General features: G+C 61.7%; 20 protein-coding genes. All 20 read left to right on the top strand.

Going from position 1 to position 26,193, the window contains the following annotated elements; genetic code table 11:
- The first annotated feature begins 4 nt into the window (after positions 1-4).
- A complete protein-coding gene (locus KB449_RS20025) occupies positions 5-1,036 on the top strand; it encodes a Gfo/Idh/MocA family protein (protein ID WP_282910049.1) in 1,032 nt (343 codons plus the stop codon).
- Between the two features lie 85 nt (positions 1,037-1,121).
- On the top strand, positions 1,122-1,916 hold the full coding sequence (locus KB449_RS20020) for an alpha/beta hydrolase (protein ID WP_282910048.1): 795 nt from the start codon (positions 1,122-1,124) through the stop codon (positions 1,914-1,916).
- Positions 1,917-2,695: 779 nt separating this feature from the next.
- Positions 2,696-3,730: a LacI family DNA-binding transcriptional regulator gene (locus KB449_RS20015; protein WP_286672228.1), complete on the top strand. Its 1,035-nt coding sequence runs from the start codon at positions 2,696-2,698 to the stop codon at positions 3,728-3,730.
- Between the two features lie 189 nt (positions 3,731-3,919).
- Positions 3,920-5,272: an ABC transporter substrate-binding protein gene (locus KB449_RS20010; RefSeq protein ID WP_282910046.1), complete on the top strand. Its 1,353-nt coding sequence runs from the start codon at positions 3,920-3,922 to the stop codon at positions 5,270-5,272.
- A gap of 80 nt (positions 5,273-5,352) precedes the next feature.
- Positions 5,353-6,246 carry a carbohydrate ABC transporter permease gene (locus tag KB449_RS20005; protein WP_282910045.1) on the top strand — a complete coding sequence of 298 codons (894 nt, stop codon included), beginning with the start codon at positions 5,353-5,355 and terminating at the stop codon, positions 6,244-6,246.
- Entirely contained in the window at positions 6,236-7,063 is an 828-nt protein-coding gene (locus KB449_RS20000; protein ID WP_282910044.1) for a carbohydrate ABC transporter permease, read from the top strand. Before KB449_RS20005 ends, KB449_RS20000 begins: the two co-directional genes overlap by 11 nt.
- 31 nt (positions 7,064-7,094) lie before the next feature.
- Positions 7,095-8,180 (top strand): Gfo/Idh/MocA family protein, encoded by a 1,086-nt coding sequence (locus KB449_RS19995; protein WP_282910043.1) that lies wholly within the window; start codon positions 7,095-7,097, stop codon positions 8,178-8,180.
- A complete protein-coding gene (locus KB449_RS19990) occupies positions 8,177-8,914 on the top strand; it encodes a ThuA domain-containing protein (RefSeq protein WP_282910042.1) in 738 nt (245 codons plus the stop codon). The genes KB449_RS19995 and KB449_RS19990 overlap by 4 nt, the downstream gene beginning before the upstream one ends.
- 141 nt (positions 8,915-9,055) lie before the next feature.
- Positions 9,056-9,415 carry a cupin domain-containing protein gene (locus tag KB449_RS19985; protein ID WP_282910041.1) on the top strand — a complete coding sequence of 120 codons (360 nt, stop codon included), beginning with the start codon at positions 9,056-9,058 and terminating at the stop codon, positions 9,413-9,415.
- A 21-nt stretch (positions 9,416-9,436) separates the two neighbouring features.
- Complete coding sequence (gene aroB / locus KB449_RS19980) at positions 9,437-10,549, top strand: 3-dehydroquinate synthase (RefSeq protein WP_282910040.1); 1,113 nt, start codon at positions 9,437-9,439, stop codon at positions 10,547-10,549.
- Positions 10,550-10,553: 4 nt separating this feature from the next.
- A complete protein-coding gene (locus tag KB449_RS19975; protein WP_282910039.1) occupies positions 10,554-14,090 on the top strand; it encodes a TIM-barrel domain-containing protein in 3,537 nt (1,178 codons plus the stop codon).
- Positions 14,087-15,367, top strand: coding sequence for a DegT/DnrJ/EryC1/StrS family aminotransferase (locus KB449_RS19970; protein WP_282910038.1), 1,281 nt, complete (start codon positions 14,087-14,089; stop codon positions 15,365-15,367). The genes KB449_RS19975 and KB449_RS19970 overlap by 4 nt, the downstream gene beginning before the upstream one ends.
- A 30-nt stretch (positions 15,368-15,397) precedes the next feature.
- Complete coding sequence (locus KB449_RS19965) at positions 15,398-16,456, top strand: aldo/keto reductase (protein ID WP_282910037.1); 1,059 nt, start codon at positions 15,398-15,400, stop codon at positions 16,454-16,456.
- A complete protein-coding gene (locus KB449_RS19960; RefSeq protein ID WP_282910036.1) occupies positions 16,450-17,319 on the top strand; it encodes a sugar phosphate isomerase/epimerase family protein in 870 nt (289 codons plus the stop codon). Before KB449_RS19965 ends, KB449_RS19960 begins: the two co-directional genes overlap by 7 nt.
- A 15-nt stretch (positions 17,320-17,334) precedes the next feature.
- Positions 17,335-19,095, top strand: a complete 1,761-nt coding sequence (locus KB449_RS19955) for a glycoside hydrolase family 13 protein (RefSeq protein ID WP_282910035.1) — start codon at positions 17,335-17,337, stop codon at positions 19,093-19,095.
- On the top strand, positions 19,092-19,883 hold the full coding sequence (locus KB449_RS19950; RefSeq protein ID WP_282910034.1) for an ABC transporter permease: 792 nt from the start codon (positions 19,092-19,094) through the stop codon (positions 19,881-19,883). The genes KB449_RS19955 and KB449_RS19950 overlap by 4 nt, the downstream gene beginning before the upstream one ends.
- Positions 19,884-19,885: 2 nt before the next feature.
- On the top strand, positions 19,886-20,701 hold the full coding sequence (locus KB449_RS19945; protein ID WP_282910033.1) for an ABC transporter permease: 816 nt from the start codon (positions 19,886-19,888) through the stop codon (positions 20,699-20,701).
- 5 nt (positions 20,702-20,706) lie between these two features.
- Positions 20,707-21,711, top strand: coding sequence for an ABC transporter ATP-binding protein (locus tag KB449_RS19940; RefSeq protein WP_282910032.1), 1,005 nt, complete (start codon positions 20,707-20,709; stop codon positions 21,709-21,711).
- 81 nt (positions 21,712-21,792) lie between these two features.
- Positions 21,793-22,788 (top strand): peptidyl-prolyl cis-trans isomerase, encoded by a 996-nt coding sequence (locus KB449_RS19935; RefSeq protein WP_282910031.1) that lies wholly within the window; start codon positions 21,793-21,795, stop codon positions 22,786-22,788.
- A gap of 126 nt (positions 22,789-22,914) precedes the next feature.
- Positions 22,915-26,181: a TIM-barrel domain-containing protein gene (locus KB449_RS19930; RefSeq protein ID WP_282910030.1), complete on the top strand. Its 3,267-nt coding sequence runs from the start codon at positions 22,915-22,917 to the stop codon at positions 26,179-26,181.
- Positions 26,182-26,193: the final 12 nt, after the last annotated feature.

Here is a 26,193-nt window from a genome sequence, read left to right as displayed (position 1 = left end):
GAGGATGAGCGCATATCGAATCGTCGTCGTGGGCTGCGGCGGCATGGCAAGAACTTGGGTGGAATACGCGCTGGCGCGCGAGGACGCTGAGATCGTCGGGCTTGTGGACATCAAGGCGGAATTTGCGCAGGCGATGGCGGACAGGTACGAATTGAGCTGCGGCATCTATACGGATCTGGCGCAGGCGCTGGCGGAGACGGGCGCGAACCTTGTGTTCGACGTGACGATACCCGCGAGCCACTTCGCGGTATGCAGTACCGCGTTGAACGCCGGGGCAAGCGTATTCGGCGAAAAACCGATGGCCGAGACGATGGAAGCTGCGCGCGAGCTGATCGGTATCGCCGATCGGACGGGCGGGTCCTACGCGGTCATGCAGAATCGCCGCTACGACGCCAACATCCGCGCGCTGAGCGGACTCATGCAGGGCGGCGCGATCGGCAAGACGGGCTATGTCGGCGCGGACTTCTTCATCGGCGCGCACTTCGGCGGCTTCCGCGACGCGATGGACAGCCCGCTCATTTTGGATATGGCGATTCATACGTTCGACCAGGCCCGGTTCATCACCGGCGCGGACCCGGTATCGGTGTATTGCCACGAATTCAACCCGCCGGGCTCCTGGTACGCGGGCAACGCGGCGGCGATCTGCGTGTTCGAAATGTCGGACGGCTCGGTATTCTGCTACCGAGGCTCCTGGTGCGCCGAAGGCGCGCAGACGTCGTGGGAATCCCAATGGCGCGTGACCGGCGAGCGCGGAACGGCGATCTGGGACGGCGCGGGCGCTCCCTATGCGGAGGTCGTCGCCGGCGGCGATCAGGAGGGCAAGTTCATCCGGGGCTACGAGCGGGTCGAAGCGGCGTTTGAATGGCAGGGACGGTCCGGGCATCACGGCTGTCTCGACGAGATGTTCGCCTCCCTGGCGGAGGGGCGGCGGGCGGAGACCGATTGCCGCGACAACGTGAGGAGCATGGCCATGGTGCTCGGCGCGATCGACAGCGCGCGGACGGGCGTCAAGGTCGATCTGCGTGGCTACTATTAAGCAGGATGCTCTCCTTGCGGCGCGGACTGCGATCTTCTACTATGTAGAGGGTAGAGGTTGATATACGCAGGAGGCGAGAGTTTCGATGGCACTCATTCAATGCAGCTTTTTCGCGCAAACGCTAGGTCTGAACGTCGGCATGAACGTCGTCATCCCCGAACGCAGCTACGGCATCGGCGTGGAAGCGGGCGGCGCGCAATCGGGGGACAAGTATCCGGTGCTGTACTTGCTTCATGGCTTGTCCGACGACCATTCGATCTGGCTGCGGCGCACGTCCGTCGAACGTTATTCAGCAGAATACGGCATCGCGGTCGTTATGCCGGAGGTGCACAGAAGCTTTTACACGAACATGAAAAGCGGACTCGATTACTGGACGTTCGTCAGCGAGGAGCTGCCGCATGTCGCACAATCGCTGTTCCCGATCTCCGGGAAGCGCGAGGACAGTTTCGCCGCGGGCCTGTCGATGGGCGGCTACGGAGCGATGAAGCTCGGGCTGCGCGCGCCCGAGAAGTTCGCGGCTGTGGCGAGCCTGTCGGGCGCCATGGATATCTTGGCCTTCGATCATGAAGGAAGCCCGCTTGCCGACAAGGAGTACAAGTGGATTTTCGGCAGCAAGGAAGAGGCCGCTGGCTCCGACGACGACCTGTTCGCGCTCGCGGAGCGGGCAGCCGCCGCAGGCGTCTCGCTGCCCAAGCTGTATCAGTGCTGCGGCACGGAGGACTTTCTCTACTCGCAAAACGTCCGATTCCGCGACCATGTCCGATCGCTCGGGATCGCGCTCGATTACGAGGAGGGGCCCGGCGATCATAATTGGGGCTACTGGGACGAGCATATCCAGCGCGTGCTGGCGTGGCTGCCGCTGCAGGGTAGAAATGTCTGAAATGGTTAACGTTAACGGGATGAAGCGGGGGGACCTGCTTCGTCCCGTTTTTCGTGGCTGGAGAGATAGCACTCCCGCTAAGTAGTCCTATCTGGAGCTTCATCGCCTCGACTTGCGCCTCGGCCTCGCCATGTAGTCCTATCTGGTACTTCATCGCCTCGATTTGCACCTCGGCCCCGCCATGTAGTCCTATCTGGGACTTCATTCATCGCCTCGACTTGCGTCTCGCCCCCGCCATGTAGTCCTATCTGGGACTTCTTCGCCTCGACTTGCGCCTCGGCCCCACCATGTAGTCCTATCTGGGACTTCTTCGCCTCGACTTGCGCCTCGCCCCCCGCCATGTAGTCTTATCTGGAACTTCATCGCCTCGATTTGCACCTCGGCCCCGCTATGTAGTCCTATCTGGGACTTCATCGCCTCGACTTGCGTCTCGCCCCCGCCATCTAGTTCTATCTGGAACTTCTTCGCTTCGTTCGACGTTGCAGTTCCGCCAAGTAGCTCCCACTAGCATCTCTTAACCAAGGTTCGTGCCGCGAATGCGCAGTATAGAGCAGCTTGTGCGCGATATGGTGGAGGATCAAATGTTTGCGGAGCATTTTTGTCCTATTTTTAAGCGAATATGCCGATTTAGTTAAAGCGTTTAACTTAAATGATGGTATTTTTTTATAAAATAACGCTTGAAATCGCTAACAATCCTTCATATAATCACATTGTAAGGTTAAACGCTTAAAGTAAGTCAAAATAAACGGATTGGCAACAGCCCGCAGAAGGTGACCCCATTGAAACGCATTACTATTCGTGACGTGTCGGAGCGCGCAGGCGTATCCACGGCGGCCGTGTCCTACGTACTGAACGGCCGGGAAGGCAAGGTGTCGCAGGAGACCGCGTCCAAGGTTCGCCGCGCGGTCGAAGAGTTGAACTACATTCCCGACTTCTCGGCTAGAAGCCTGGCGGGCACCCGATCGAAGCTGATCGGCGTCGTGATCCCCCAGACGGAGGACCAGAAGCAGCTGCTGCTGCAAAATCCGTTCTACTCGGAGCTCGTGTGCGGCATCGAAGCCAGACTTCGCCAGTCCGGCTACCACATGATTCTCTCGGGCGTCGACAAAGGCGAAGGCTATCTGGATACGTCGATGCAGCGCAACCTGGACGGCGCGATCATCATGGGCATCTATCAGGAGAGTTTCTACGACGACCTGAAGCGGGTCAAGGTGCCGATCGTGCTGATCGACAGCTACGTGAACGACAGCTATTTCCAGACCGTATCGATCGACGACGAGGCCGGCGGCTACATGGCGACCAAGCTGCTCATCGACAACGGGCATACGAACATCGCGCTGGTAACGGGACTGATCCGCAAAGACGGCGTCGTCGAAAAGAGATTCCTCGGTTACAAGCGCGCGCTCAAGGAAGCCGGCCTGTTCTACAACTCGGATTATGTGTTCGAGCATTCGGTCAGCTACGAGTACGGGCAGGAGGCGGCGGCCGCGATCGCGGCCGGGCATCCCGAGATTACGGCGGTGTTCGCTTCGAGCGACCTCGTCGCGCTAGGCGTGCTGCGGGGGCTCTCCGATGCGGGCAAGCGGGTGCCTGACGACGTATCGGTCGTCGGCTTCGACGATATACCCGTCGCCCGCATGTGCAATCCGCCGCTCACGACGGTCCGGCAGAACATCGTGGCCAGAGGCGAGATGGCGGCGGGGCGGCTGCTCAAGGCGATCGAGGAAGGCGAGGAAGCGCTGGCGGACGATCCCAGCGTGACACGGCTGGAGATGGCGATAAGGCAGACGGTGCAGCGGCTCTCGCCGAGCTGAACGCGCACGCGTCGGGGCGGGAACGAGGGCTTGGCCGGCCCGTTTCTCAATTCATATGAATGCGGTTACATGCCGGTAAACGATGCCTGGAGGTGATCAAGTCGGCGCTTCCGCCGACAATTCGATCTGTCGATCGATTGGTCATAATCATCCATTTTAAGCGTTCCTATTCAAAAGGAGAGGGTATCATTGCGGACCAAAAGCGGGGCTCTGCTGCTGCTCGGCACGACGATCGTGCTCAGCGCCTGCGGCGCAAACAAAGAGAATAACACGGCAAGTCCTTCTGCGGCTTCGCCGCAAGCGTCTCCATCGGCATCGGCTACGGCCGCGCCGTCCGATTCTCCGGCCCCTTCGGCCAAAGATCCCGTCACGCTCAAGCTGATGACGTACACCGCCTCCGGCCAGGAACAGACGCTGAAGGCAATGATCGACGCCTTCCAGGCGGCCAATGCCGACATCAAGGTTGAGTATGAGGTCGTCCCGTACGCGGACTACACGACGAAGCTGAATACGCTGCTGGCCAGCGGCAGCGCGCCGGACCTGTTCGAGGTCGGCTACGAGAATTTCCTGACTTACGCGGCGAAGGACCAGTTGCTCGATCTCACGCCTTCCATCGCGGCGGACAGCTCGTTTAATCCGGACGTCTACAAAAAGCTTGCCTATGATGCGTTTAACTACAACGGCAAGCAGATGGGCGTGACTGAGAGCTTCTCCGATGTCGTGCTGTTCTACAACAAGGATCTTTTCGACGCCAAGGGCCTCAAATATCCGGACGCGTCCTGGACCTGGAAGGAAGAGCTGGAAGCCGCTCAGAAGCTGACCGACGCCAAGAAGGGCATTTGGGGCACGTACGCGCCGATCCAATTCTACGAGTTTTACAAGACGATCGCCCAGAACGGCGGCGGCGTATGGAGCGCGGACGGCCAGCCGACGCTGAACAGCCCGGCCAACGTGGAGGCGCTGCAGTGGATGCTCGACAAAGCTTCCAAATACAAGGTGTCGCCGCCGCTTAACGACGATACGTTCAACCAGCCTGATGCGGATCTGAATGCTTTCGTGAACGGCAAGCTGGCGATGGCCCGATTCGGTATCTGGAACTTCGCCAAGTTCAGCGAAGCGAAGTTTAATTGGGATATCGCGCTGGAGCCGGGCAAGACGCAGAAGGCGCATCACTTCTTCGCGGACGGCCTCGTGGCAGCGAAGACGACCAAGAACGCCGATGCGGCCTGGCGTTTCCTGAAGTTTTTCACAAGCGCGCCCGAAGCGGTGTCCAAGCGGATCGAAGCGGGCTGGAGCATCCCGGCCGTTACGGACCCGGCGGTGCTGGACGCTTACTACAAGCAGAAGCCGCCGGAATCGAAGCAGGTCGTGACCGATGCGCTGGATTCGCTCGTATTGCCGCCTGTCGGTCCCAAGCCTGAGAAATGGGGCGAATTCACGGCCGCCGTCGGCGAACAGCTCGACAAAGCGAAGCTCGGCCGCTCCACTGCGCAGGAGGCGCTCGACGCGGCGCAGAAAAAGGTCGAAGCGCTCGTGAAGTAGATTTTTCACAACAATCAGGAGACGAGAAGGCCGCCGGGCGGCGGCCTTCCCTCCCCGCCTGACGGAAAGGAAAGGGTGGCATGGTCGGACAGCGCAAGTGGAGCCGCCGGACGGCTGCTATCGTCTTTTTAACGCCCGCCTTGCTGTGCTTGCTGGCGTTCCAATTGCTGCCGATGGTATCGTCGATCATCATCAGCTTCACCGATTGGGATCTGCTGACGCACTGGACGAAGATGAATTTCATCGGCTGGGACAACTACTCGCAGGTGTTCAGAGAGGAAAAGTCCTACACCGCGATTCGCAACGTCTTCGTATTCCTCCTCGGCTACCTGCCGTCGATCGTCGTGCTCGGCACGCTGCTCGCGGTGCTGCTCAACCGGCCGATTCGCGGCGTGAAGCTGTATCGGGCGGCCGTGTTCGTGCCCGTCATCACGTCCTGGGTCGCCGTATCGATCGTCTGGCGCTGGCTGCTGAACGGACAGAGCGGACTCATCAATTATTTGCTGTCGATGGTCGGCATTCAAGGGCCGATCTGGCTGCAGGACGATTTGTGGGCCATGGTCGCGATCATCCTGGTGACGCTCTGGAAGGACATCGGCTTCGTGTCCATCATCCTGCTGGCGGGTCTGCAAGACATCTCGGAGGATTATTACGAAGCGGCAGAGCTCGACGGCGCGTCCGCCTGGAGCAAACTGTGGCGGATTACGGTTCCGATGCTGTCACCGACGCTCTATTTTGTCGTGACGATCTCGCTTATCAACTCGTTCCAGCTGTTCGACCAGGTGCTGATCATGACGAACGGAGGTCCGGCGGGCGCGACGAGCACGATCGTCGAGCAGGTGTACCGCAACGCCTTCCAGTTCAACAAAATGGGCTTCGCCTCCGCGCAATCCTGGGTGCTGATGGCGATCATCCTGGCTTCGACGATGGTGCTGCAGCAGGTCCAACGGAGGTGGGTCGTCTATGACAGGTAGGAAAAAGCGCGTCGCGAACTTGGCTTCGCATCTGTTCCTGGCGCTGCTCGCGGTCGCGCTGACGTTCCCGTTCCTCTGGATGCTGACGGGCGCCTTCAAGGACAATCTCGAGGTCGTGGCGATGCCTCCGCGACTGTTGCCCTCAAGGTGGAATTTCGACAACTTCGCCGAGATCGAGGCTTACTTTCCGCTTTACCGGTTCTTCGCGAACAGCGCGCTCGTGGCCGTCGCGACGACGCTGCTGCAGCTGGCGATCTGCACGATGGCGGCATACGTGTTCGCCAAGATCGCGTTCAGGGGCCGGCAGAGCCTGTTCGTTCTGTTTCTGACGACGATGATGATCCCGGCGCAGGTAACGCTCGTTCCCTTGTTTATTTTGTTTTCGCGCACCGACCTGATCGACACGTACGCGGGGCTCATTTTGCCGGGCATCTTCAGCGCCTACGGGACGTTCCTGCTTCGGCAGAACATCATGACGATTCCGAACGAGCTGATGGAGGCCGCCTTTATCGACGGCGCTTCTTACTACCGGGTGTTTTTCAGCGTGATCGTCCCGCTCGTCAAGCCGACGCTGTCCGCGCTGTCCATTTTCGCGTTCATGAGCTCCTGGAACAACTTCCTGTGGCCGCTCATCGCCGTCAACAGCAAAGAGCTGATGACGCTGCCCCTGGGTCTCAGCAAGCTGCAGGGGCAGTGGTCGACGGAGTGGAACCTGCTGATGGCCGGCAACGTCGTCAGCTTCGTACCGATCTTTATCGTGTTCCTGTTCGCGCAGCGTTACTTCATTAAAGGCATTACGATGACCGGCATCAAGTGATCGGTCCCCGGACAAAGGAGAGATTCACGGCATGACAACCGTAAAGTTGGGACTGATCGGACTTGGCGGCATGGCGGCGGTCCATATCGGGCAGCTCGCCGGCATCGCGGGCGTACGATTGGCCGCCGTCTGCGATCAGGACGCCGCCAAAGTCGCCGAATGGGCGGAGCGTCACGGTATCGATGCAGCGTCGCGCCATGCGGACGCGGAGTCGCTCATCCGCGACCCGCAGGTGGACGCGGTGCTGTCCATCACGCCGAACGACGCGCACTACGAGATTATTCGGCTGTGCCTGACGCACGGCAAGCCGCTCATGACCGAGAAGCCGTTCACGCGGACGTACGAAGAAGCGGCAAGCCTGAAGCGTCTGGCAGCGTCGAATCCGACGCCCTGCATGGTCGGCTTTTCCTACCGCTACGTTCCCGCGTTCCGGATGGCCCGCGAGTGGATCCGCGAGGGCCGGATCGGTCCGGTGCGGCATCTGTTCGTCCAATATTTGCAGCAATGGGGCGGCACGCCGTTCGGGACCAAAATGAACTGGCGGCTGGACCGGTCGATCACGGGGACCGGGACGCTGGGCGATCTGGGCTCGCATATGATCGACGCGGCCCGCTTCCTGGTCGGCGAACCGGTCGAAGTCGCGTCGCTCATGCGCAACCTCATCGGACAGCGGGAGGATCCCGCGACCGGGACGATGATAGACGTCGATATCGACGACTTCGCCGCGTTCACCGCTTTGCTTGAACCTGGCATCCCCGCCGTTTTTCAAACGTCGCGCAACGCCTTCGGCTCGCAAAATCAGTTTGAGATCGCCGTGTACGGCGACACCGGCACGCTTCATATGAACTGGGATCAGGGCGATTATCTCACCTGGGTCCACCGGAATGCGGAAGGCAGCGAGGTTCGGGAACGGATCGCCGTGCCGGCCCGATACAAGCTGGCGCAAATGCAGGATTTCGTCGATCTGGTGCGGGGCCATATCCGCGAAGAGCTGCCCACGTTTCACGACGGCTATATGAACCAGAAAATTCTGGAGGCGGTCGTACGGTCGAGCCAAGAGCGGCGGTCCGTGCGAGTCGATGAGTTGGATAACCGGAGCGAGGAGGAAGGAACATGAAGCAAGCAACGCCGCGCGTGACGATCTGGAACGAATTTCGGCACGAGCGATCGGATCCTGCCGTGCAGCGCGTCTATCCCGCCGGCATTCACGAGGCGCTGCGCGAGGGGCTCGCACCCTACGGGTTCGAGCTCGGAACGGCGACGCTGGACGAGCCGGAGCATGGTCTGCCTGTGGACGTGCTGGCGCGTACGGACGTGCTCGTCTGGTGGGGGCATCGCGCGCATGACGAGGTCGACGAAGCGATCGTTGACCGGGTACAACGGCGCGTGCTGGAGGGCATGGGGCTGATCGTGCTGCACTCGGGACACTACTCCAAAATATTCAAGCGGCTGATGGGTACCTCCTGCGCGCTGCTGTGGCGGGAAGCCGACGAGAAGGAGCGGCTGTGGGTCGTGAAGCCTTCGCATCCGATCGCGGCGGGGCTGCCGCCTTTTTTCGAACTGGCAAAGGAAGAAATGTACGGCGAATTTTTCGACGTGCCGGACCCGGACGAACTGGTGCTGGTAAGCTGGTTCGAGGGAGGAGAGGTGTTCCGCAGCGGGTGCGCATACAGCCGGGGGAACGGCAAAATCTTTTATTTCCGCCCCGGACACGAGACCTATCCGACTTATTACGACGAGCACGTGCTTCGCGTGATCGCGAACGCCGTCCGCTGGACCGCGGACGAGCGGGGCGCGGCGCCTCGGTTCGGGAACGTGCAGCCGCTGGAGACGATTGCCGCCAAAGATTAAAAACTCGCCGCTTTAACTTCAACATGATGATACAGCCTCGAGAATGCATCCGGGTGCCTCCAACAGAGGTTTTGCATGCTCGAGGTTTCTTTGAGATGGATAAGTCTGAATATTCAAACTATTTAAAGGAGGTGATGATGATTGCTATTGCGCAATATTTACGAAGCAAAACGCAAGCGGGTGATCGGCATGCATGACGGGGAAGGTCCGATGGAGTTTGCCAGAGTGTGCACGAACGAGGATTTCGGCGCGCCGGTTGATTTTATCGATTATGCCGTCGTACCTCCGGGCAGCGCCATCGGAGCGCACCGGCATCGGGGGAACGAGGAATTGTATTTGATCTTGAAAGGACGTGGCAGCATGCAGGTCGGCGCAAGCCGATTTGCCGTCAAAGAGGGCGACCTGATCCTGAATCCGGACGGTTCGACGCACAGTCTGCATAACTGCGGATGCGACGAAATCCATCTGTTCGTCATACAGTTGCCGATGCCGGCTTATTAAATGAAACGAAGGAGGAGATTTATGATGATTTCGAGCGTAGCAGAGACAGCCGATATTGCGGTGACCGTTCCCAGGACGGACAGGTACAAGATTCGTATCCGGGACGGACTTGTCGCGAGACTCGGGGCGGAGTTGCGAGAAGCGTTCGGGGCCGTGTCCGCAGTCGTCATCAGCGACCGCAACGTATGGACGATGCACGGAGACAAGGTCGCGGCGTCTCTCGGCGAAGCGGGCATTCCCGCGGACGTCATCGTATTGCCGGCAGGAGAGCGGACCAAGTCGCTCCATACCGCAAACAAAGTTTACCGGCAGCTCCTGGACCTGCGGGCGAGGCGGCGGACGGTGCTGATCGCCTTCGGCGGCGGCATGGTGATCGATACGGTCGGCTTTATCGCCGCAACCTACTTGAGAGGGGTTCCCTATATCAACGTGCCGACGTCGCTGCTGGCGCAGGTGGACAGCGCGATCGGGGGCAAGGTGGCGGTCAATCATCCGGCAGGCAAAAACCTGGTCGGCGCGTTTCACCATCCTGCGTTCGTCTATACGGACCCTTCCGTGCTGCTTACGTCGTCCGACCGCGATTTGCGTTCGGGCATGGCGGAGGTGGTCAAGACGGCCGTCATCGCGGACGAGGCGCTGTTCGGGACGATCGAGCGCGGCGTATCCGCCATTTTGGCTCGAAATACCGAGACGCTTGCCGTCATTATCAACCGCACCTCGCTGCTGAAGGTGGAGCTGCTGTCGGGCGATCCTTACGAGGCCGATCTGCGCAGGCCGCTGAACTTCGGCCATACCGTCGGCCACGCGGTGGAAAAGGAAGAGGGTTACGGACGCATGCGGCACGGCGAAGCGGTCGCTGTCGGCATGGCGGTCGCCGCACGCATCGCCGTGGATAAGGGTGTCTGTCCGGCTGCGACAGGCGAACGCATCGTTGCTTTGATCCGGGCGCTCGGGCTTCCTGTCCGGACCCGGGTGCCGGTCGAGCGAATCTGGGAGGCGGTAACGGTCATTCGCATGGTGCGCGACGGCAATCTGCACTACGTGCTGCCGGGCCGGCGGCTCGGCGAAGTCGTAATGACCAACGACATCGACGCGTCCGATATCGCCAGGGCGCTGGCCGCGCTGGAGGACTGACGCGATGAACGAGACGATGGTCGGTCTTGGCGGACAAGCCTTCGCCTGCTACGCCTGGCTGCTGGAGGGCCGGATCGCCGAAGCAAAGCGCTGGGTGCGCGAGCTGTCCGGCGATATCGGCGGCGGGGTGAACGATACGGTCGATCTGGCGTTGTGGCTCTGGTGCGCCGGCGCGTGCCGCGCCGCGGAGGGGCGGCACGACGAAGAAGCCTATCCGCCGGCTGCGGTGCGCCTCTGCATCGATCGCATCCGGAGCGGATGGGACAAGGAGGGCAGGCACTGGCTATTGCGGAAGCTGGTCGGGATCTTCACGGCGAATATTGCCGTCATGTACGGCGCGATCGATGCCATTCGGCCTTATGCGGAGGATGCGGATCTGGAGCCGTTGTTAGCCGAGATGCGCATGTACGCATTTATATACGCGCTGCGGGAGGGGGAATACGTTGGACTCAAAGGCGATCCGGCCATGATCGGAGACATGGGTGATATTGCGCTGATCGCGGTGCCGTTCAAGCTTGTCCGGATGGACGATCTGTATCTGGAGCGTACGATCCATACGCTGGAGAAAAGGCTGTCGGGTCATGGCGTCTCCTTCTCGAGACGGCGTTATCCCGCCGAAGAGACGGAGCGGGCAGACCTTACGCTGCTGCTTGCCTGGTACTACGCCGAAGCCGGGTACGAGGCGTACGCACGGCGAATGCTCCAAAGCGCGGCGACGCTGCGGAAGAGCGAGCCTGAGCGTTCCGATCTCGCGGATGCCCTGCTAAGCATCGTGAAATGCCGCCTGAGCGCCCCTATGCGCAAAAAGCGGGGGACGATCGTATTCCACAAGCCGGTTGGCGAAAACGATCCTTACAGCAGCCGAAACTACGAGCGCGATCCCCGACATCCCGAGGCGGGCGAGCCAGTATGGATCCGGGCGCATACGATTCCTTTTCACGCCGACCAGCATGTATGCGTAATCCGTCATGTCGAAGGCGAGGCACCGCAGGAATACCCGATGCGGCTCGCGGCTTCGCCCGACGGCGAACGATACTGGGAGGCTAGCATCGGTTCATTCCAGGATGGAAGGAGGGTCAATTACGAATTCGAGGCGCGGTTCGACAACGAGATCGCGCGCTCTGGCAGCTACGGCTTCGACGTGCTGCGCTGGCACCGGCTGCGCATGACAGATGTGCGCGAAGACGCGGCCGGGCTGCTCGTTCTGTTCGAACGCGCCGGCAGCCTCCGCGGTATCCCCTGTCTGCGCATAAAGCGTCATAGCGCATGGTCGGTCCGCTTGTCGTTCGCGCTGGCCGAAGAAACGATCGCCGGGGAGGCGGCCGCCAGCTGGATCGATGCGGATGAGGCGGATGCGGCGGATACGGCGGAGACGGCGGCCAAGGATTCCGCCAAGCCGGATGGCGGGACGACGGATACGCTGGCGCGTAGCCTGGGAAGCCTTGCCCGTCTGTTCGGCGGCGCGGCGGACGGCGAATGGGCCGACATCGCGCTGCTGGCCGGCAGAGACGGACGGGCGCGCAAGCTGCGGATCGGGTTTGCGAAGCAGGGAGACGAATCCTTCTTCGGCACGGGCGAGCGCTTCTCCCATCTGGAGCTAAGCGGACGCGAGGTCGACTGCAGCGTCTACAACAAATACAAAAACCACGGGCTCAAAACGTATCTGCCCGTCCCGATGTTCGTCAGCTCGGCCGGCTACGGTTTTTACGCCGATACGACCGCGGCGGTGAAGCTGAGATTCGGTTCCCGCAAGCCGGATCGGACGGAGGCGGAGGTCGGATGGCCCGAAGGCGCCGAGCAGCTGTCGATGTACCTGTTCGACGGCGGACCGGGGGAGACGCTGCGCGAATACGCCGGCTTGACCGGCATGCCGGCGCTGCCGCCCAAGTGGTGCTTCGGACTGTGGATCTCCAGCAACAGCTGGGACAGCGAGCGAGACGTCCGCGAGCAGTTCGCGCTGGCGAAGACGCACGGCGTGCCGGTCGGGGCGATCATCCTCGAGCAGTGGAGCGACGAGGCGACGTTTTATATTTTTAACGGCGCGCAGTACGAAGTGAAGTCGGGCGAGGAGGCGTTCCGCTACGCGGACTTCGCGTTCGACCCGGCGGGCAAGTGGCCCGACCCGAAGCGGATGGTGCGGGAGCTGCACGAAGCGGGCGTACGCGTCCTGCTCTGGCAGGCGCCGTACCAGATGTACTTCGGCAGCGTGAGCAACGCGCAGCGGGATGCCGACGAACGGACGATGCTCGAGAGGGACTACCATGTCCGCTACCGGGACGGGCGCCCGTACCGCAGCCACTTTTATTGGTTCGGGCACAGCCTGCTGCCGGACTTCACGAATCCCAAGGCACGGGACTGGTGGATGGAGAAGCGCGAATATCTCGTATCGGAGATCGGCATCGACGGCTACAAGACCGACGGGGGCGAATGCATCCTCGACGAGGGGCTGCTGTTCGCGAACGGCAAGACCGAGGAAGAGATGCGCAACGCGTACCCCAACGCCTTCGCCGAAGCGTATTACCGATCGGTCGCGGACCGGCCGGGCGGGGGCGTCACGTTCAGCCGGGCAGGCTGCCAGGGGGCGCAGCGGCTGCCGGTTCACTGGGCGGGAGACGATCTGTCGACCTTTCCTGCCTTCCGGGATGCCGTGCGCGCAGGCCTTAGCGCGGGTCTGTCGGGCATCCCTTTCTGGGGCTGGGATCTGGGCAACTTCAGCGGGGAGATCCCGAATGCGGAGCTCTATATTCGTTCGACGCAGATGTCCGTCTTCTGTCCGATCGTCCAGCTTCACTCGGAATCGATGGAGAAAAAAACGTACGACCGGACGCCCTGGAACGTCGCCGAGCGCACCGGGTCGAGGCTCGCGCTGATCCAATTCAAACGGTATATGGACTTGCGCATGAACCTGGTGCCTTACTGCTACGAGCAGGCGCTCGCGAGCAGCGCGACCGGCCTGCCGATGATGCGCGCAATGTTCCTGAGCCATCCTGAAGATCCGGCGTGCGCGCGGATATGGGAGCAGTATATGTTCGGCGAGTCGCTGCTCGTCGCCCCGGTGCTGGAGGAGGGAGCGACAAGCAAGCGCTTGTATCTGCCAAAGGGCGACTGGATGGATTTTTTCAGCGGGGAGACCGTATCGGGCGGCGCGATGCTGGAGCGGGAGGCGGGCATCGGGCAAATCCCCGTATACCAGCGGGCCGACTCCGTCGTCCCGCTTAACCTGGGGGACGACGGACGTCTGTTCGGCCCGGTCGGCAACGGGATGGAAGGCTATCGCCGGCTCGTATTCTGGGTTCATCTGACGGACAGGCTGCAATACCGCTTCGCGGACGACCTGGGCAACGAAGTATGCCTGGAGGCCGCGTTGGAGGGGGACAAGCTGTCGATCCGCGCGGAGGGCGCATACGGCGCGGGAATCGTCGTCGTCCTGAACCGCATTCCTGGCATCGGGTCCGGCGATGTCATCGTGACCGGCAGCGTGCTTGTCGAGCTCTTGTTCAATGACGGAACCTTAATTAAGGACGAGGAGGATGCAGGATGAGCAAGCTGGCGATTCACGGCGGCGCGGCGGTCGGCGCGCTGAACGTACCCGCGTGGCCGATATTCGGCAAGCGCGAGCTGGAGCTGGTGGCGGATGTGGTGAGCAGCGGCAACTGGGGGTTCCTTGGGCCGAAAGAGCAGGAATTCGAAGCTTCGTTTGCCCGCTTTTGCGGAACCGGCTACGGCGTAGCGGTGGCCAACGGCACGGTATCGCTGAAGCTGGCGCTGGAAGCGCTCGGCATCGGCCCGGGAGACGAGGTGATCGTTCCCGGACTGACGTGGCAGGCGACCGCGACGGCCGTGCTGGACGTCAATGCCGTGCCGGTGCTGGTCGACGTCGAGCCCGATACCTACACGATCGATCCGCGTGCGATCGAGGCGGCAGTCACGACGCGCACGCGGGCGATTATCCCGGTCCATTTGTACGGGCGCATCGCCGACATGGATGCCATCATGCGTCTGGCGGACCGTTATCGCCTGCATGTCGTCGAGGACTGCGCGCACCAGCACGGCTCCGAATGGAAGGGAAGGCCGGTCGGCTCCATCGGCAGCGTCGGCTCGTTCAGCTTCCAGTCCTCCAAGATCATCAATGCCGGCGAGGGCGGGTTCCTGACGACGAACAGCCAAGGGCTCGCCGATCTGCTGCAATCGCTCAAGATGTGCGGACGCGACGCGCGTGCGGGCGCGCCTGTCATGCACAGCGGCAATTACCGCATGACGGAATTTCAGGCGGCGATTTTGATCGCGCAGTTGGACCGGCTGGAGACGCAGAACGCGGAGCGCGACCGCAACGCCCTCGAGCTGGAGCGCGCCTTGTCCGAGCTGCCGGGCTTGCGGCCGCTGTACCGCAGTCCGAATATCACGAAGCAATCCTACTACTGCCTTACGGTCAGATACGACCGCGAAGCGTGGGACGGCATTCCGAAGGAGGCGTTCATGGCGGCGTTGGTCGCGGAGCTGGAGGGGACTTTGAACTGCTCGAACGTCTACGAGCCGCTCAACGCCAGCCCGTTTTACAATCCTCGCAACAAGAATACCCACAAGCTGTCCGACGCGTACTGGCGGGCCATCGATCCTTCGCGCTTCGAGCTGCCCGTCAGCGAGCGGGCGTTCGCGGAGGAGGCGATCAACTTCTCGCATACGATGCTGCTGCTCGGCGCGGCCGACCGCCGCAGGCTTGCGGACGCCGCCAATAAAATTTTCGAGCATAGGCACGAATTGAGGGAAGCCGCGCAGACGCGCCGTTCGCAGCGCGAGCCGTTAAGCGAGGTCGTATAAAATCCGGCGGAACGAAAGGAGGACGGACCGATGAGATACGGAACGATCGCGGGCGTGGACAAGCCGTTGTCCCGTCTGGTCGTCGGCGCGCGCGGCTTCGAGGACGAGGGCGCCTGCTTCGCGCATTTCGACGCTTGCTTCGAGGCGGGCTACACGGTGTGGGATACGGCGCGATCCTATTATGAAGGAGGAACCGATCGGCTGATCGGCCGCTGGATGCAGTCGCGAGGCAACCGGGAGCGGGTCGCCGTGCTGGCCAAAGGCTGCATGGACGGGCTCGGAGGGAAGCGCATGACGCCTCGCGACTTGGAGGCGGATCTGCGCGCTTCGCTGAACGATCTGGACGCCGGCTTCGTCGACCTTTTCCTGCTCCACCGGGACGATCCGGGGGCGGAGGTCGGCCCGATCGTCGAGGCGCTGCACGGCCACTGGGAGGCCGGGCGAATCGGCGCGTACGGCGCTTCGAACTGGTCGCACGCGCGTGTCGGGGAGGCGAACGCGTACGCGGAGCGCCACGGGCTTCGGCCCTTCGCCGTGTCCGGCCCGCAGCTGTCGCTGCTCGAGCGGCAGGCGACGGAGATCCACTGGTGGCGCGATTGTCCCGGCATCGGCGGAGATGCCGGGCAGACTGCCAGGGCGTGGTACCGCGACAATGGCATCGCCGTTATCGGCTATTCCGTGCTCGGCGCCGGTTTCCTTGACGGCAGCCTGACGCCGGCGCTGCTGCCGGCACGACTGGCGGCGGGCGCGCTTCCGGACTGGAGCGTCGATGCCTGGGTCAGCGACGGGAACGTCGCTCGCCTGGCCCGCGCCTTCGCCATGGCCGAGCACAAGGGGCTAACCGTGGCCCAGGTCGCGCTACGCTATGTGTCGAGCCTGGCTGCGAACGGTCTGCTCGATGCCTATGCCATCGCGGCAAGCGAGCGCGCGGACCGGATGGTCGACAACGCCATCGCGGCGGACGAAGATTTTACGGCCGGCGAGATCGCCTGGCTGGAACGCGGAGAAGCCATCCGCGAGCTCGATCCGGCGAGCGATCCGCAGCGAGAAAATCGACTTTTAAACGAAGAGGGGCGATCGGCATGTTGAGACTCGGTATTAGCGCACGCTGTCTGGAAAACGGGCAGTCGGCGCATGAATTCGCGCGGCAGACGGCGGAGATGGGCTTTTCGTCCATACAGCTGTCGCTGCCGGAAACGCTGACTTCCATCGATACGGGCTACGGAAGATTAAGCGCCGGCATGGCCCGGCATATCGGCGATGCCTTCCGCGAGCGGGGCGTGCAGATTGCGTCGATCGAATGCTACATTAATCCGATTCATCCCGACCCCGCGCTGCGAAGGCGACAGCTCGAACTTTTCAAGGAACGAATCCGGTACGCCCGGGATTTCGGCTGCGGCATGGTGAGCACGGAGACCGGCTCGTTGAACGCCGACTTCTCCTGGCATCCCGACAACCACGGCGAGGCTGCGTACGAGTTGTGCGTGAGCGGTCTGCGCGAGCTGGTCCGCGAAGCCGAAACGTTCGGCGTCAAGCTTGGCATCGAGGGCGTCACCTCCTTCGTCGCGAACAGCCCGGACAAGCTCGCCCGCATGATCGCCGATGTCGGCTCGAGCCATCTGCATATCGTCTTCGATCCCGCGAATCTGCTGTCGGCGGACAACATCGATGGCCAGGCCGCCATGATCCGGCGCTCCTTCGAGCTGTTCGGCGACCGGATCGAGCTCGTGCACGCCAAGGACTTCGTGCTCGAGGAAGGCCGCAAGCGTGCGGTGCCGCCGGGCACGGGCGAAGTCGACTACGGGCTGTTGTTCGGGCTGCTGAAAGAGAGAAAGCCCTACATGAACGTCGTGCTGGATCACTCGGGGCTGCCGATCGTGCCGGAGGATATGGAACGCCTGCGCAGCCTTTATGCGGGCGCCCGTTCTCCGGCGCAGCTGATCGAACGCTAGAGAGGGGGCCAAGCGATGGAATGCGCGAGATGGTGGAAGGAAGCCGTCGTCTATCAGATCTACCCGGCCAGCTTCCGGGATTCGGACGGGGACGGCATTGGGGACCTGAACGGCATCACGGAGAAGCTCGATTATATTCGCGGTCTTGGCGCCGACGTGATCTGGCTCTGTCCCGTCTATCGCTCCCCCGGTGAAGACAGCGGCTACGACATCTCCGACTACCGCGACGTTATGCCGGCGTTCGGCACGATGGCGGACCTCGAGCGGCTGCTGCGGGAGGCGCACGACCGCGGGCTCAGGATCATCATGGATCTCGTCGTCAACCATACGTCGGACGAGCACCCCTGGTTCGCCGAATCCCGCTCTTCCAAGACGAATCCGAAGCGGGATTACTATATTTGGCGCGAAGGACGAGACGGCAGGGAGCCGAACAACTGGCGCTCCTACTTTTCCTCGTCCGCCTGGGCCTACGACGAAACGACCGGCGAATATTATTTGCACTTGTTTTCGAAAAAGCAGCCCGATTTGAACTGGAAAAATCCCGCGCTCCGGGAAGAAATTTACGAAATGATGCGCTTCTGGCTGGATAAAGGCTTCGACGGCTTCCGGATGGACACGATCAACCTGATTCTGAAGGCGGAGGGCTTCCCGGATTCGGACAGGCCGCCGGCGACGGACGAGGGCTACGTGTTCGACGAGCGCCTGTACGCCAACCAGCCGGGCGTGCACGAGCTGCTGCGGGAGATGAACGAGCGGGTGCTGAGCCGTTACGATTTGATGACGGTCGGCGAGACGCTGAACGTGACGCCCGAGACCGCGTCCGAGTACGTTCGCGACGAGCGGCGGGAGCTGAACATGATCTGCAACTTCGAGCTGATGAGCGTCGATTCGGGACCGCTATGGAAATGGGACGTCGTGCCCTGGCGGCTGCGCGATATCAAACGCATCGTCGCTGCCTGGCAGACCGGGCTTCACGGGAAGGGCTGGAACAGTCTGTACCTGAACAATCACGATCAGCCGCGCATGGTGTCCCGCTTCGGCGACGACGGCCGCTACCGCGTCCGGTCGGCCAAGATGCTGGCCACGCTGCTGCACACGCTGCAGGGCACGCCTTTCATCTATCAGGGCGAGGAAATCGGCATGACCAACGTCCGCTTCGGTTCGATCGACGATTACCGCGATATCGAGACGCTGAACTTTTACAACGAAGCGACCAAGCGGGGGGCGATGGAGCCGCGGCAGGCCATGGAGGCGATCTACCGGAAGGGGCGCGACAACGTCCGGACGCCGATGCAGTGGAACGACGGCGAACAGGCCGGCTTTACGGACGGCGTCCCCTGGATCGGACTTAATCCGAACTACAAGGTGATCAACGCGGAGCGCGCGCTGGCAGATCCGTATTCCGTGCTGTCTTATTACCGGCGTCTGATCGCGCTGCGCAGGGCGCATCCGGTCATCGTATACGGCGATTTCGAGCTTCTTGCCGAGGAGGACGAGTCGGTCTTCGCTTATGCGAGGCGGCTCGGGAACGAGAGGCTGCTTGTCGTGCTTAATTTCTTCGGGACGCCGGCGACCTTCGACGTGCCGTCCGGACGGCTTGACCCGCACGCGGAGCTGTTGATCGCCAACCATGGCGGCGACGGGGAGGACTCGGCCTTTGCGGAGACGGCGGCTGCAGGTCCCGTTTCCGACAAGGGAAGGGATGCCGGAGAAGGATCGATACGGCTTGCGCTTTTGCCTTACGAGGCCCGGGTCTACAGGTGGAGCGAACGTTGAGTCCGTATTTGTACGCGGCCAAATTGAAGCTGCTCGTCTCGCTGGCTTATCGCTTCGAGGTATTCGCCGCGCTCGGTACGAACGTCATCGTCCTGCTCGCCAACCTGTATCTGTGGAAGGCGGCCTACCGCGGCATCGACAGCGTCGCGGGCGTGACGGAGGACGGGATGATCGTCTACGCGATGATGTCGGTGCTGCTGACGTCGTTTTTTCCGAAAACCGTGGAGGAGAAGCTGCAGGAGCGCATCGGACAGGGCGATATCGCCGTCGATTTTTTTCGCCCCGTCCGGCTCGTGCTGATGTACTTTTTCGAGGATGTCGGCACGGCGCTCGGCGCCGTCGCTACGCAGCTCGCGCCGCTGCTGCTGGTCATGGCGCTGTTTTTGCAAAACCCGCTGCCCGTCAGCCTCGCCGCGTTTTTGCTGTTTCTCGTCAGCGCCTGCCTGAGCTTCGTGCTGCTCTGGCTCATCAGTCTCATGCTCGGCTTGCTCTGCTTCTGGGTGCTGCAGCTGGGCAATCTGGGCACGGTCAAGGACGGCGTGCTTCTGCTGTTGTCCGGACGCTTCATTCCGCTGTGGCTGTTTCCCGAGGAGGCGCGAAGCGTGCTTGTATTCCTGCCGTTTTCTTATATTTATCAAACGCCGCTAGGCATCTATATCGGGCAACTGGCTCCCGGGCGGATCGCCTTCGAGCTGCTCGTACAGGCAGGCTGGATCGTCGCGCTCTCGCTCGCGGCGGCCGCGATGTGGAGCCGGGCCCGCAAGCGCGTGCTCGTACAAGGGGGATAGCGATGCCGGACAAGCTGCGATACTACGCTTCCGTCGGCTTGTTTTACTTGAAGCTGTCGCTGCAAAAGCAGCTGGAGTACCCGATGTACTATCTCAGCTGCTTCGTTATGATCCCGCTTATGTACGGCACGGGCATATTGCTGCTTCGCTTCATCGTATCCAACTTTCAGCCGCTCAGCGGCTGGACGTTCGCGGAGCTTGCCTTCCTGTACGGCCTCGGCCAGCTGAGCCACGGCATTACGATGGTATTTTCCGTTCAGAACCTGTGGCTGGAGACGTACGTGCTGCGCGGAGAGTTCGACCGGATGCTGCTGCGTCCGCTCGGCGTGTTCTACCAATTCACGGTTAAGTACATCAACATCATCGGGCTGATGGACGTCGCGGTGGGCGTCGCCATTCTGATCTACGGCAGCCGGCTGGCGCACTTCGAATGGACGGTTGGCCATACGATCCGGATCGGCCTCGTCGTGGCGGGCGCCGCGCTGATCCGTTCTTCCGTCTTTACAATTTTTTGCTCGGTCGCGTTCTGGACCAAGCGGAGCCAGTCGATGTTCATGCTGCTCAACGACTTCATGGAGCGGTCTACGCTTTATCCGCTGTCGATTTATCCTTACGCGCTGCAAGCCGTGCTGACGGCGGCGCTGCCGATCGCCTTCATCAGCTTCTATCCGGCCTGCGCCATGCTGGACAAAGCCTGCCGGGCGCCGGGCCTGCCGGACATTTCGCTTTGGACGCCGATCGTCGGCGCCGTCTTGTTCGTCCTGGCGCACTTCGTGTTCAACCGGGGATTGCGAAACTACGAAAGCGCGGGAGCGTGAAGGACATGGGTCAATTGGAAGTTCGGGATCTGGTCAAGGCGTTCAAGCTGGTCCGAAAAAAGAAAGGCCTGGGCGGCTCACTTGCCGGCCTCTTCGCTCCCCGCAAAACGACCGTAAGGGCCGTAGACGGCATCAGCTTCCGCATCGAAGCGGGAGAGATCGTCGGCTTTCTTGGTCCGAACGGGGCGGGCAAGAGCACGACGGTGAAGATGATGACGGGCATCCTGCATCCGACTTCGGGATCGGTCCTGGTCGACGGGCTGTCGCCGCAGCGTCACCGCAAGGAGGTCGTGCGGCGCCTGGGCGTCGTGTTCGGCCAGCGGACGCAGCTCTACTGGGACTTGAGACTGGGCGAGTCCTACGAGCTGCTGCGCCGGATCTATCGCATCGAGGCGCGCATGTACAGAGAGAATCTCGATCTGATGCACGACGTGCTCGGCATCGGCGATCTGCTGGACATCCCGGTCCGCCAGCTGTCGCTCGGCCAGCGCATGCGGGGAGACATCGCGGCGGCGATGCTTCATTCTCCTTCCGTCCTGTTTCTGGATGAGCCGACGATCGGCCTGGACATCGAGGCCAAGCAGGCGATCCGCCGGTATATCGCCGGCATCAACAAGGAGCGGGGCACCACGGTCATCCTGACGACGCACGATCTGGACGACGTGGAGCAGCTGTGCGGGCGGCTTGTCGTCATCAACCACGGCAAGCTCGTCGAGGACGGACCGCTGAACGCGATCCTTTCGCGGCTCGCGCCGTACCGGATGCTGGAGGTGGAGCTGGAGCGGCCGGTGCCCGGCGTGTACCATTCGCGGGCGGAAACCGTGAAGGCGGAAGGACAACGCGTATGGCTCCGGTTCGAGAAAAACGGCATCAGCGCGTCCAGGCTGATCGCGGAGCTGGCGGACCGTTATCCGATCCGCGACATCTCGGTGAAAGAGCCGGACATCGAAGACATGATTTACGAGATCTACAAGGGCAAAAAGCCGAATCACGCCGCCCAGGAAGGCTAGGCCCGGCGAGAGTGGCATCGGCGAGAAGAAATGGACGAAACGGCGATCCAACATTCCCTATCGGACAGGAGCGACGAAGTGATGAAAAAATGGCTGACGGTCGGCGGACTTGCGGTATTTATCGCCATTGTCTTGTTCGCCGTATACGCTTACGCCGGCGCGGACGGCGCAAAACCGGATGCGGGTGCGCCAAAAGCGGACGCCCGCGAATCGGCAAGCATCGTGGCGACGGTGGGCAAAACGAACATTACGAAGGATGAGCTGTACGAAGCGATGCTCCGGCAAGTCGGCGCGCAGACGCTGCAGGAGATGGTCATCCGGCAGCTCGCGGACGAACAGGCTGCGGCCAAGGGTTTGACCGTCGGCGGGGAGGAGCTTGAGGCCGGCATGGAGAAGATGCGCGGCTCGTTCGCGTCGGAGACGGAATTTCAAAGCTATCTCAGCTCCGTCGGACTGGACGAAGCGGGGTTTGCTGCGCAGATCAAGATGCAGCTGCAGATCGGCAAGCTGTTCGCGTCCGAGCTTAAAGTGACGGATGAGCAAATCTCGCAGTTTTACGAGCTGAACGAGGCGTCGTTCCATCACCCCGCGCAGGTCCGCTTGTCGCACATCCTGGTGAAGACCGAGGACCAGGCGAAGGAATTATACGGCGAGCTCGCCAAGGGCGCCGACTTCGCCAAGCTGGCCGCCGAGTTTTCGGCGGACGTGGCGACGCGGGAAGCGGGCGGCGACCTGGGCTATCTGTCCGCGGGACAGACGGCGCCGGAGCTCGAGCAAGCGGCCGGGCAGCTGAAGACAGGCGCCTATAGCAAGCCGGTCAAAACCGCGTACGGCTATCATTTGCTGAAGCTGACGGATCGCAAGCCGGCATCGACGGAGACGGCCGACCAGGCCAAGGATCGGATCGTGGAGCTGATCCGCCAGCAGCGGCTGAACGAGCTCGTGCCGCAGTGGCTGGCGAGCTTCACCGCGAGCGGCGAAGTGACGGTGCGCATTCCGAATCCGAATCCCGGCGCGGATACAGAAGGCGCTGCAGGCATGGACGGCGCGGACGCGAAGGCAGCCGGTACGCCCTGAAGCGTCCATCCGGCGCGACTGGAGAGGAGGGATGCGTCATGTAACGGACAGCGGGCTAGTCGAGGGGCGGGTAAGCAGACTGCTTGCGCAATACGACATTCATTTTGGGAAAGGGGTATTGACGTTATGAAAACAAGATGGCATTCCCGTCTGGCATCGGCGCTGTTGCTCGGATTGGTCGTTCTGCTGGCGGTTCCCGCGAGCGCGTTCGCCATCTCCGGCGTTTATCATGCGCCATACGGCACGGACGATCTGTACGACGTACAACTGACCGAGCGCTATCCGAGGGATCCGGTCGCAGGCGACACGGTTTACCTGAAGCTGACCACCTGGCCGATCGAGAGCGGGCAAGCGACCTGGATCACCTGGACGAAAAACGGCACGGCGCAGTCGGTTATCAACGGCACCTGGCAGTACAACAGCGGCAGCAACAGCTACTGGCAGATCAACATGGGCACCTTCGCCAAGGGCGACGTCGTCACGTATACGATCCATGCCAACAAGGACGGCGCGAACGAGAAGACGATCGGTCCGTTCACGTTCACGGTGACGGGCTGGGAATCCGTCGCCAGCGTGAGCGGCTATACGGACGGCGGCAACAAGGTGACGCTGAGCGCCACGCCGAATACGGGGACGATGTCGCCCAAGATCGGCATCTCGTTTCAGGCGGCCGACGTGTTCCGCGTACAGCTGTCTCCCAAAGGGACGGGCACGCTCGCGACGGGACTCAGCAATTATACGTTTGCCGACAACACGACGTACTATCTGATCAGCACGAGCGCGCTCAAAATACGGATCGATAAAAATCCGTACAAACTCAGCGTGTACAAGCCGGACGGCACGACGCTGATCGCACGCGAATACGACAATTCGGTCAACAAGAACATGGCGTGGCTGACCGACGGCTCGAACGTTATCGACAAAGTGCAGGACAACCTGTATTCGCCGACGAGCGAGCAGTTCTACGGCTTCGGCGAGCACTACAACAACTTCCAGAAGCGCGGCTACGACGTGGACACCTACGTGTACAACCAGTACAAAAACCAGAACGACCGGACGTACATGGCGATCCCCTTTTTCATCAACACGAACGGCTATGGCATTTACGTCAACTCAACGTATTATTCGAAGTTCAAAATGGCGACCGAGCGCACGGATATGTACAACTTCACGGTCAATACCGGCGGAGGCTCGAATTCGCTGCTGGACTACTACTTTATTTACGGCAGCGACCTGAAGGACGTCGTCTCCAACTATACGGACATCACCTACAAGCCGGCGATGCTGCCCAAGTGGGCGTTCGGCCTGTGGATGTCCGCGAACGAGTGGGACCGGCAGTCGGAGGTGACCGCCGCGCTTAGCAGCGCGAGCACGAACAACATTCCCGCCTCGGCGGTCGTGCTGGAGCAGTGGAGCGACGAAAACACGTTTTATATTTTTAACGACGCGACCTACACGCCGAAGACCGGCAGCGCGGCGTTCTCGTACGGCGACTTCACCTTCGGCACGAAATGGCCGAACCCGGCCCAGATGGCGACCGACGTTCATAACGCCGGGATGAAGCTGGTGCTCTGGCAGGTGCCGATCCAGAAGTATACGAGCTACGCTTACACGCAAAAGGATAACGACGAGTCCTATATGGTGTCGCAGGGCTATGCGGTCGGCGACGGCAGCGGCGGCCAGTACCGGCTGCCCGCGGGCTCGTGGTTCGAGAACAGCCTGCTGCTCGACTTTACGAACGCGGCGGCGAAAAATTGGTGGATGTCCAAGCGCGCCTATCTGTTCGACGGCATCGGCATCGACGGCTTCAAGACGGACGGCGGAGAAATGGTGTGGGGCCGGTCGCTGACGTTCAGCAACGGCAAGAAGGGCGACGAAATGCGCAATCAGTACCCCAACGAGTACGTCGGGGCCTATAACGCGTATGCGCTGTCCAAAAACGCGAATTCCGTGTCGTTCAGCCGTTCGGGCACGAGCGGGGCACAGAAAAATCAGATCTTCTGGGCGGGCGACCAGGAGTCGACGTTCGGCGCCTACCAGCAGGCGGTGCTCGCGGGGCTGACGGCCAACATCTCGGGCGTGCCGTTTACGAGCTGGGATCTGGCGGGCTTTACGGGAGATTCGTACCCGACCGCGGAGCTGTACAAGCGTTCGATCGCCATGGCCGCGTTCTCGCCGGTCATGCAGTTCCACTCGGAAAAGGCGTCGCCGTCGCCGAGCGAGGAACGTTCGCCATGGAACGCGGCTTCGCGCACGGGCGACTCGACCGTGCTGACGACGTCGCAGAAGTTCATCAACGCGCGTTATAACATCATTCCGTATTTGTACAGCGAAGGGAAAAAATCGAGCGACACGGGCGTGCCGCTGATGCGCGCCATGGTGCTCGACTATCCGGGCGATACGAATACGTATGGCCTGACCGCGCAGTACATGCTCGGGGACAATCTGCTCGTCGCGCCGGTCGTGAACCAGGGCGAGACGAACAAGAGCGTCTATCTGCCGGCCGGCGAATGGGTCGACTTCTGGTGGGGCGCGATGCGTCCGGGCTCCCAGACGATCGGCTACTATGCGTCCGTGGACGATCTGCCGGTGTTCGCCAAGGCGGGCGCGATCTTGCCGATGAACCTGAATAGCACGTATACGGTCGGCGGCACGATCGGCAACGACCTGACCAACTACACGAACCTGACGTTCCGCGTCTTCCCGCAGGGGACGACCTCTTACAGCTGGTACGACGGTTCGACGACGAAGACGATCACGTCGACCGAAAATTACGGTTCGGACCAAGTGACCGTGTCCGTGCCAGCGCTGACGACGACGAGCACGCTGCAGGTGCTGACGAAGAAGCCTTCCTCGGTGACGAAGGACGGCTCGGCGCTGACGCAGCAGACGACGCTGAGCGGTCTGACCTCGGCTTCGCAGGGCTGGTATTACGATACGGTGGCGAAGCTCGTTTACGTCAAAATCTCGTCCGGCGCCTCAGCCCGTTCGATCGTTCTGAGCGGCGTCGACAAGAACGAATACGAAGCCGAGTTCGCCACGCATTTCGCCGTGTCCACGAACACGGACCATACGGGCTATCTGGGCACGGGCTTCGTAGACGGCTTCGCGACCTCCGGCGACTTTGTCGAGTTCAAGGTGTACGCGCCGACGGCCGGCACCTATTCGATCGACGTACGGTACAGCGCGGGCGGCGGCGCGGCGTCGAGAGCGATCTACAAGAACGGCACGAAGGTGACCGATCTGTCCCTGCTGGCGACGGCGAATTGGGATACGTGGAATACCGCGACGACGTCGACGTCCCTGAACGCGGGGCTGAATACGATTCGCGTGCAGTACGACGCGACCAATGCATCGGGCATTAATCTGGACAATGTGGCCATCCGCTGGTAACGAACGGTTCTT

The sequence above is a fragment of the Cohnella hashimotonis genome, from assembly GCF_030014955.1.
In the GTDB taxonomy this organism is placed as follows: Bacteria; Bacillota; Bacilli; order Paenibacillales; family Paenibacillaceae; genus Cohnella; species Cohnella hashimotonis.
Note: the sequence above shows the minus strand (reverse complement) of the source record. Positions and strands in the feature narration are given on the sequence as shown.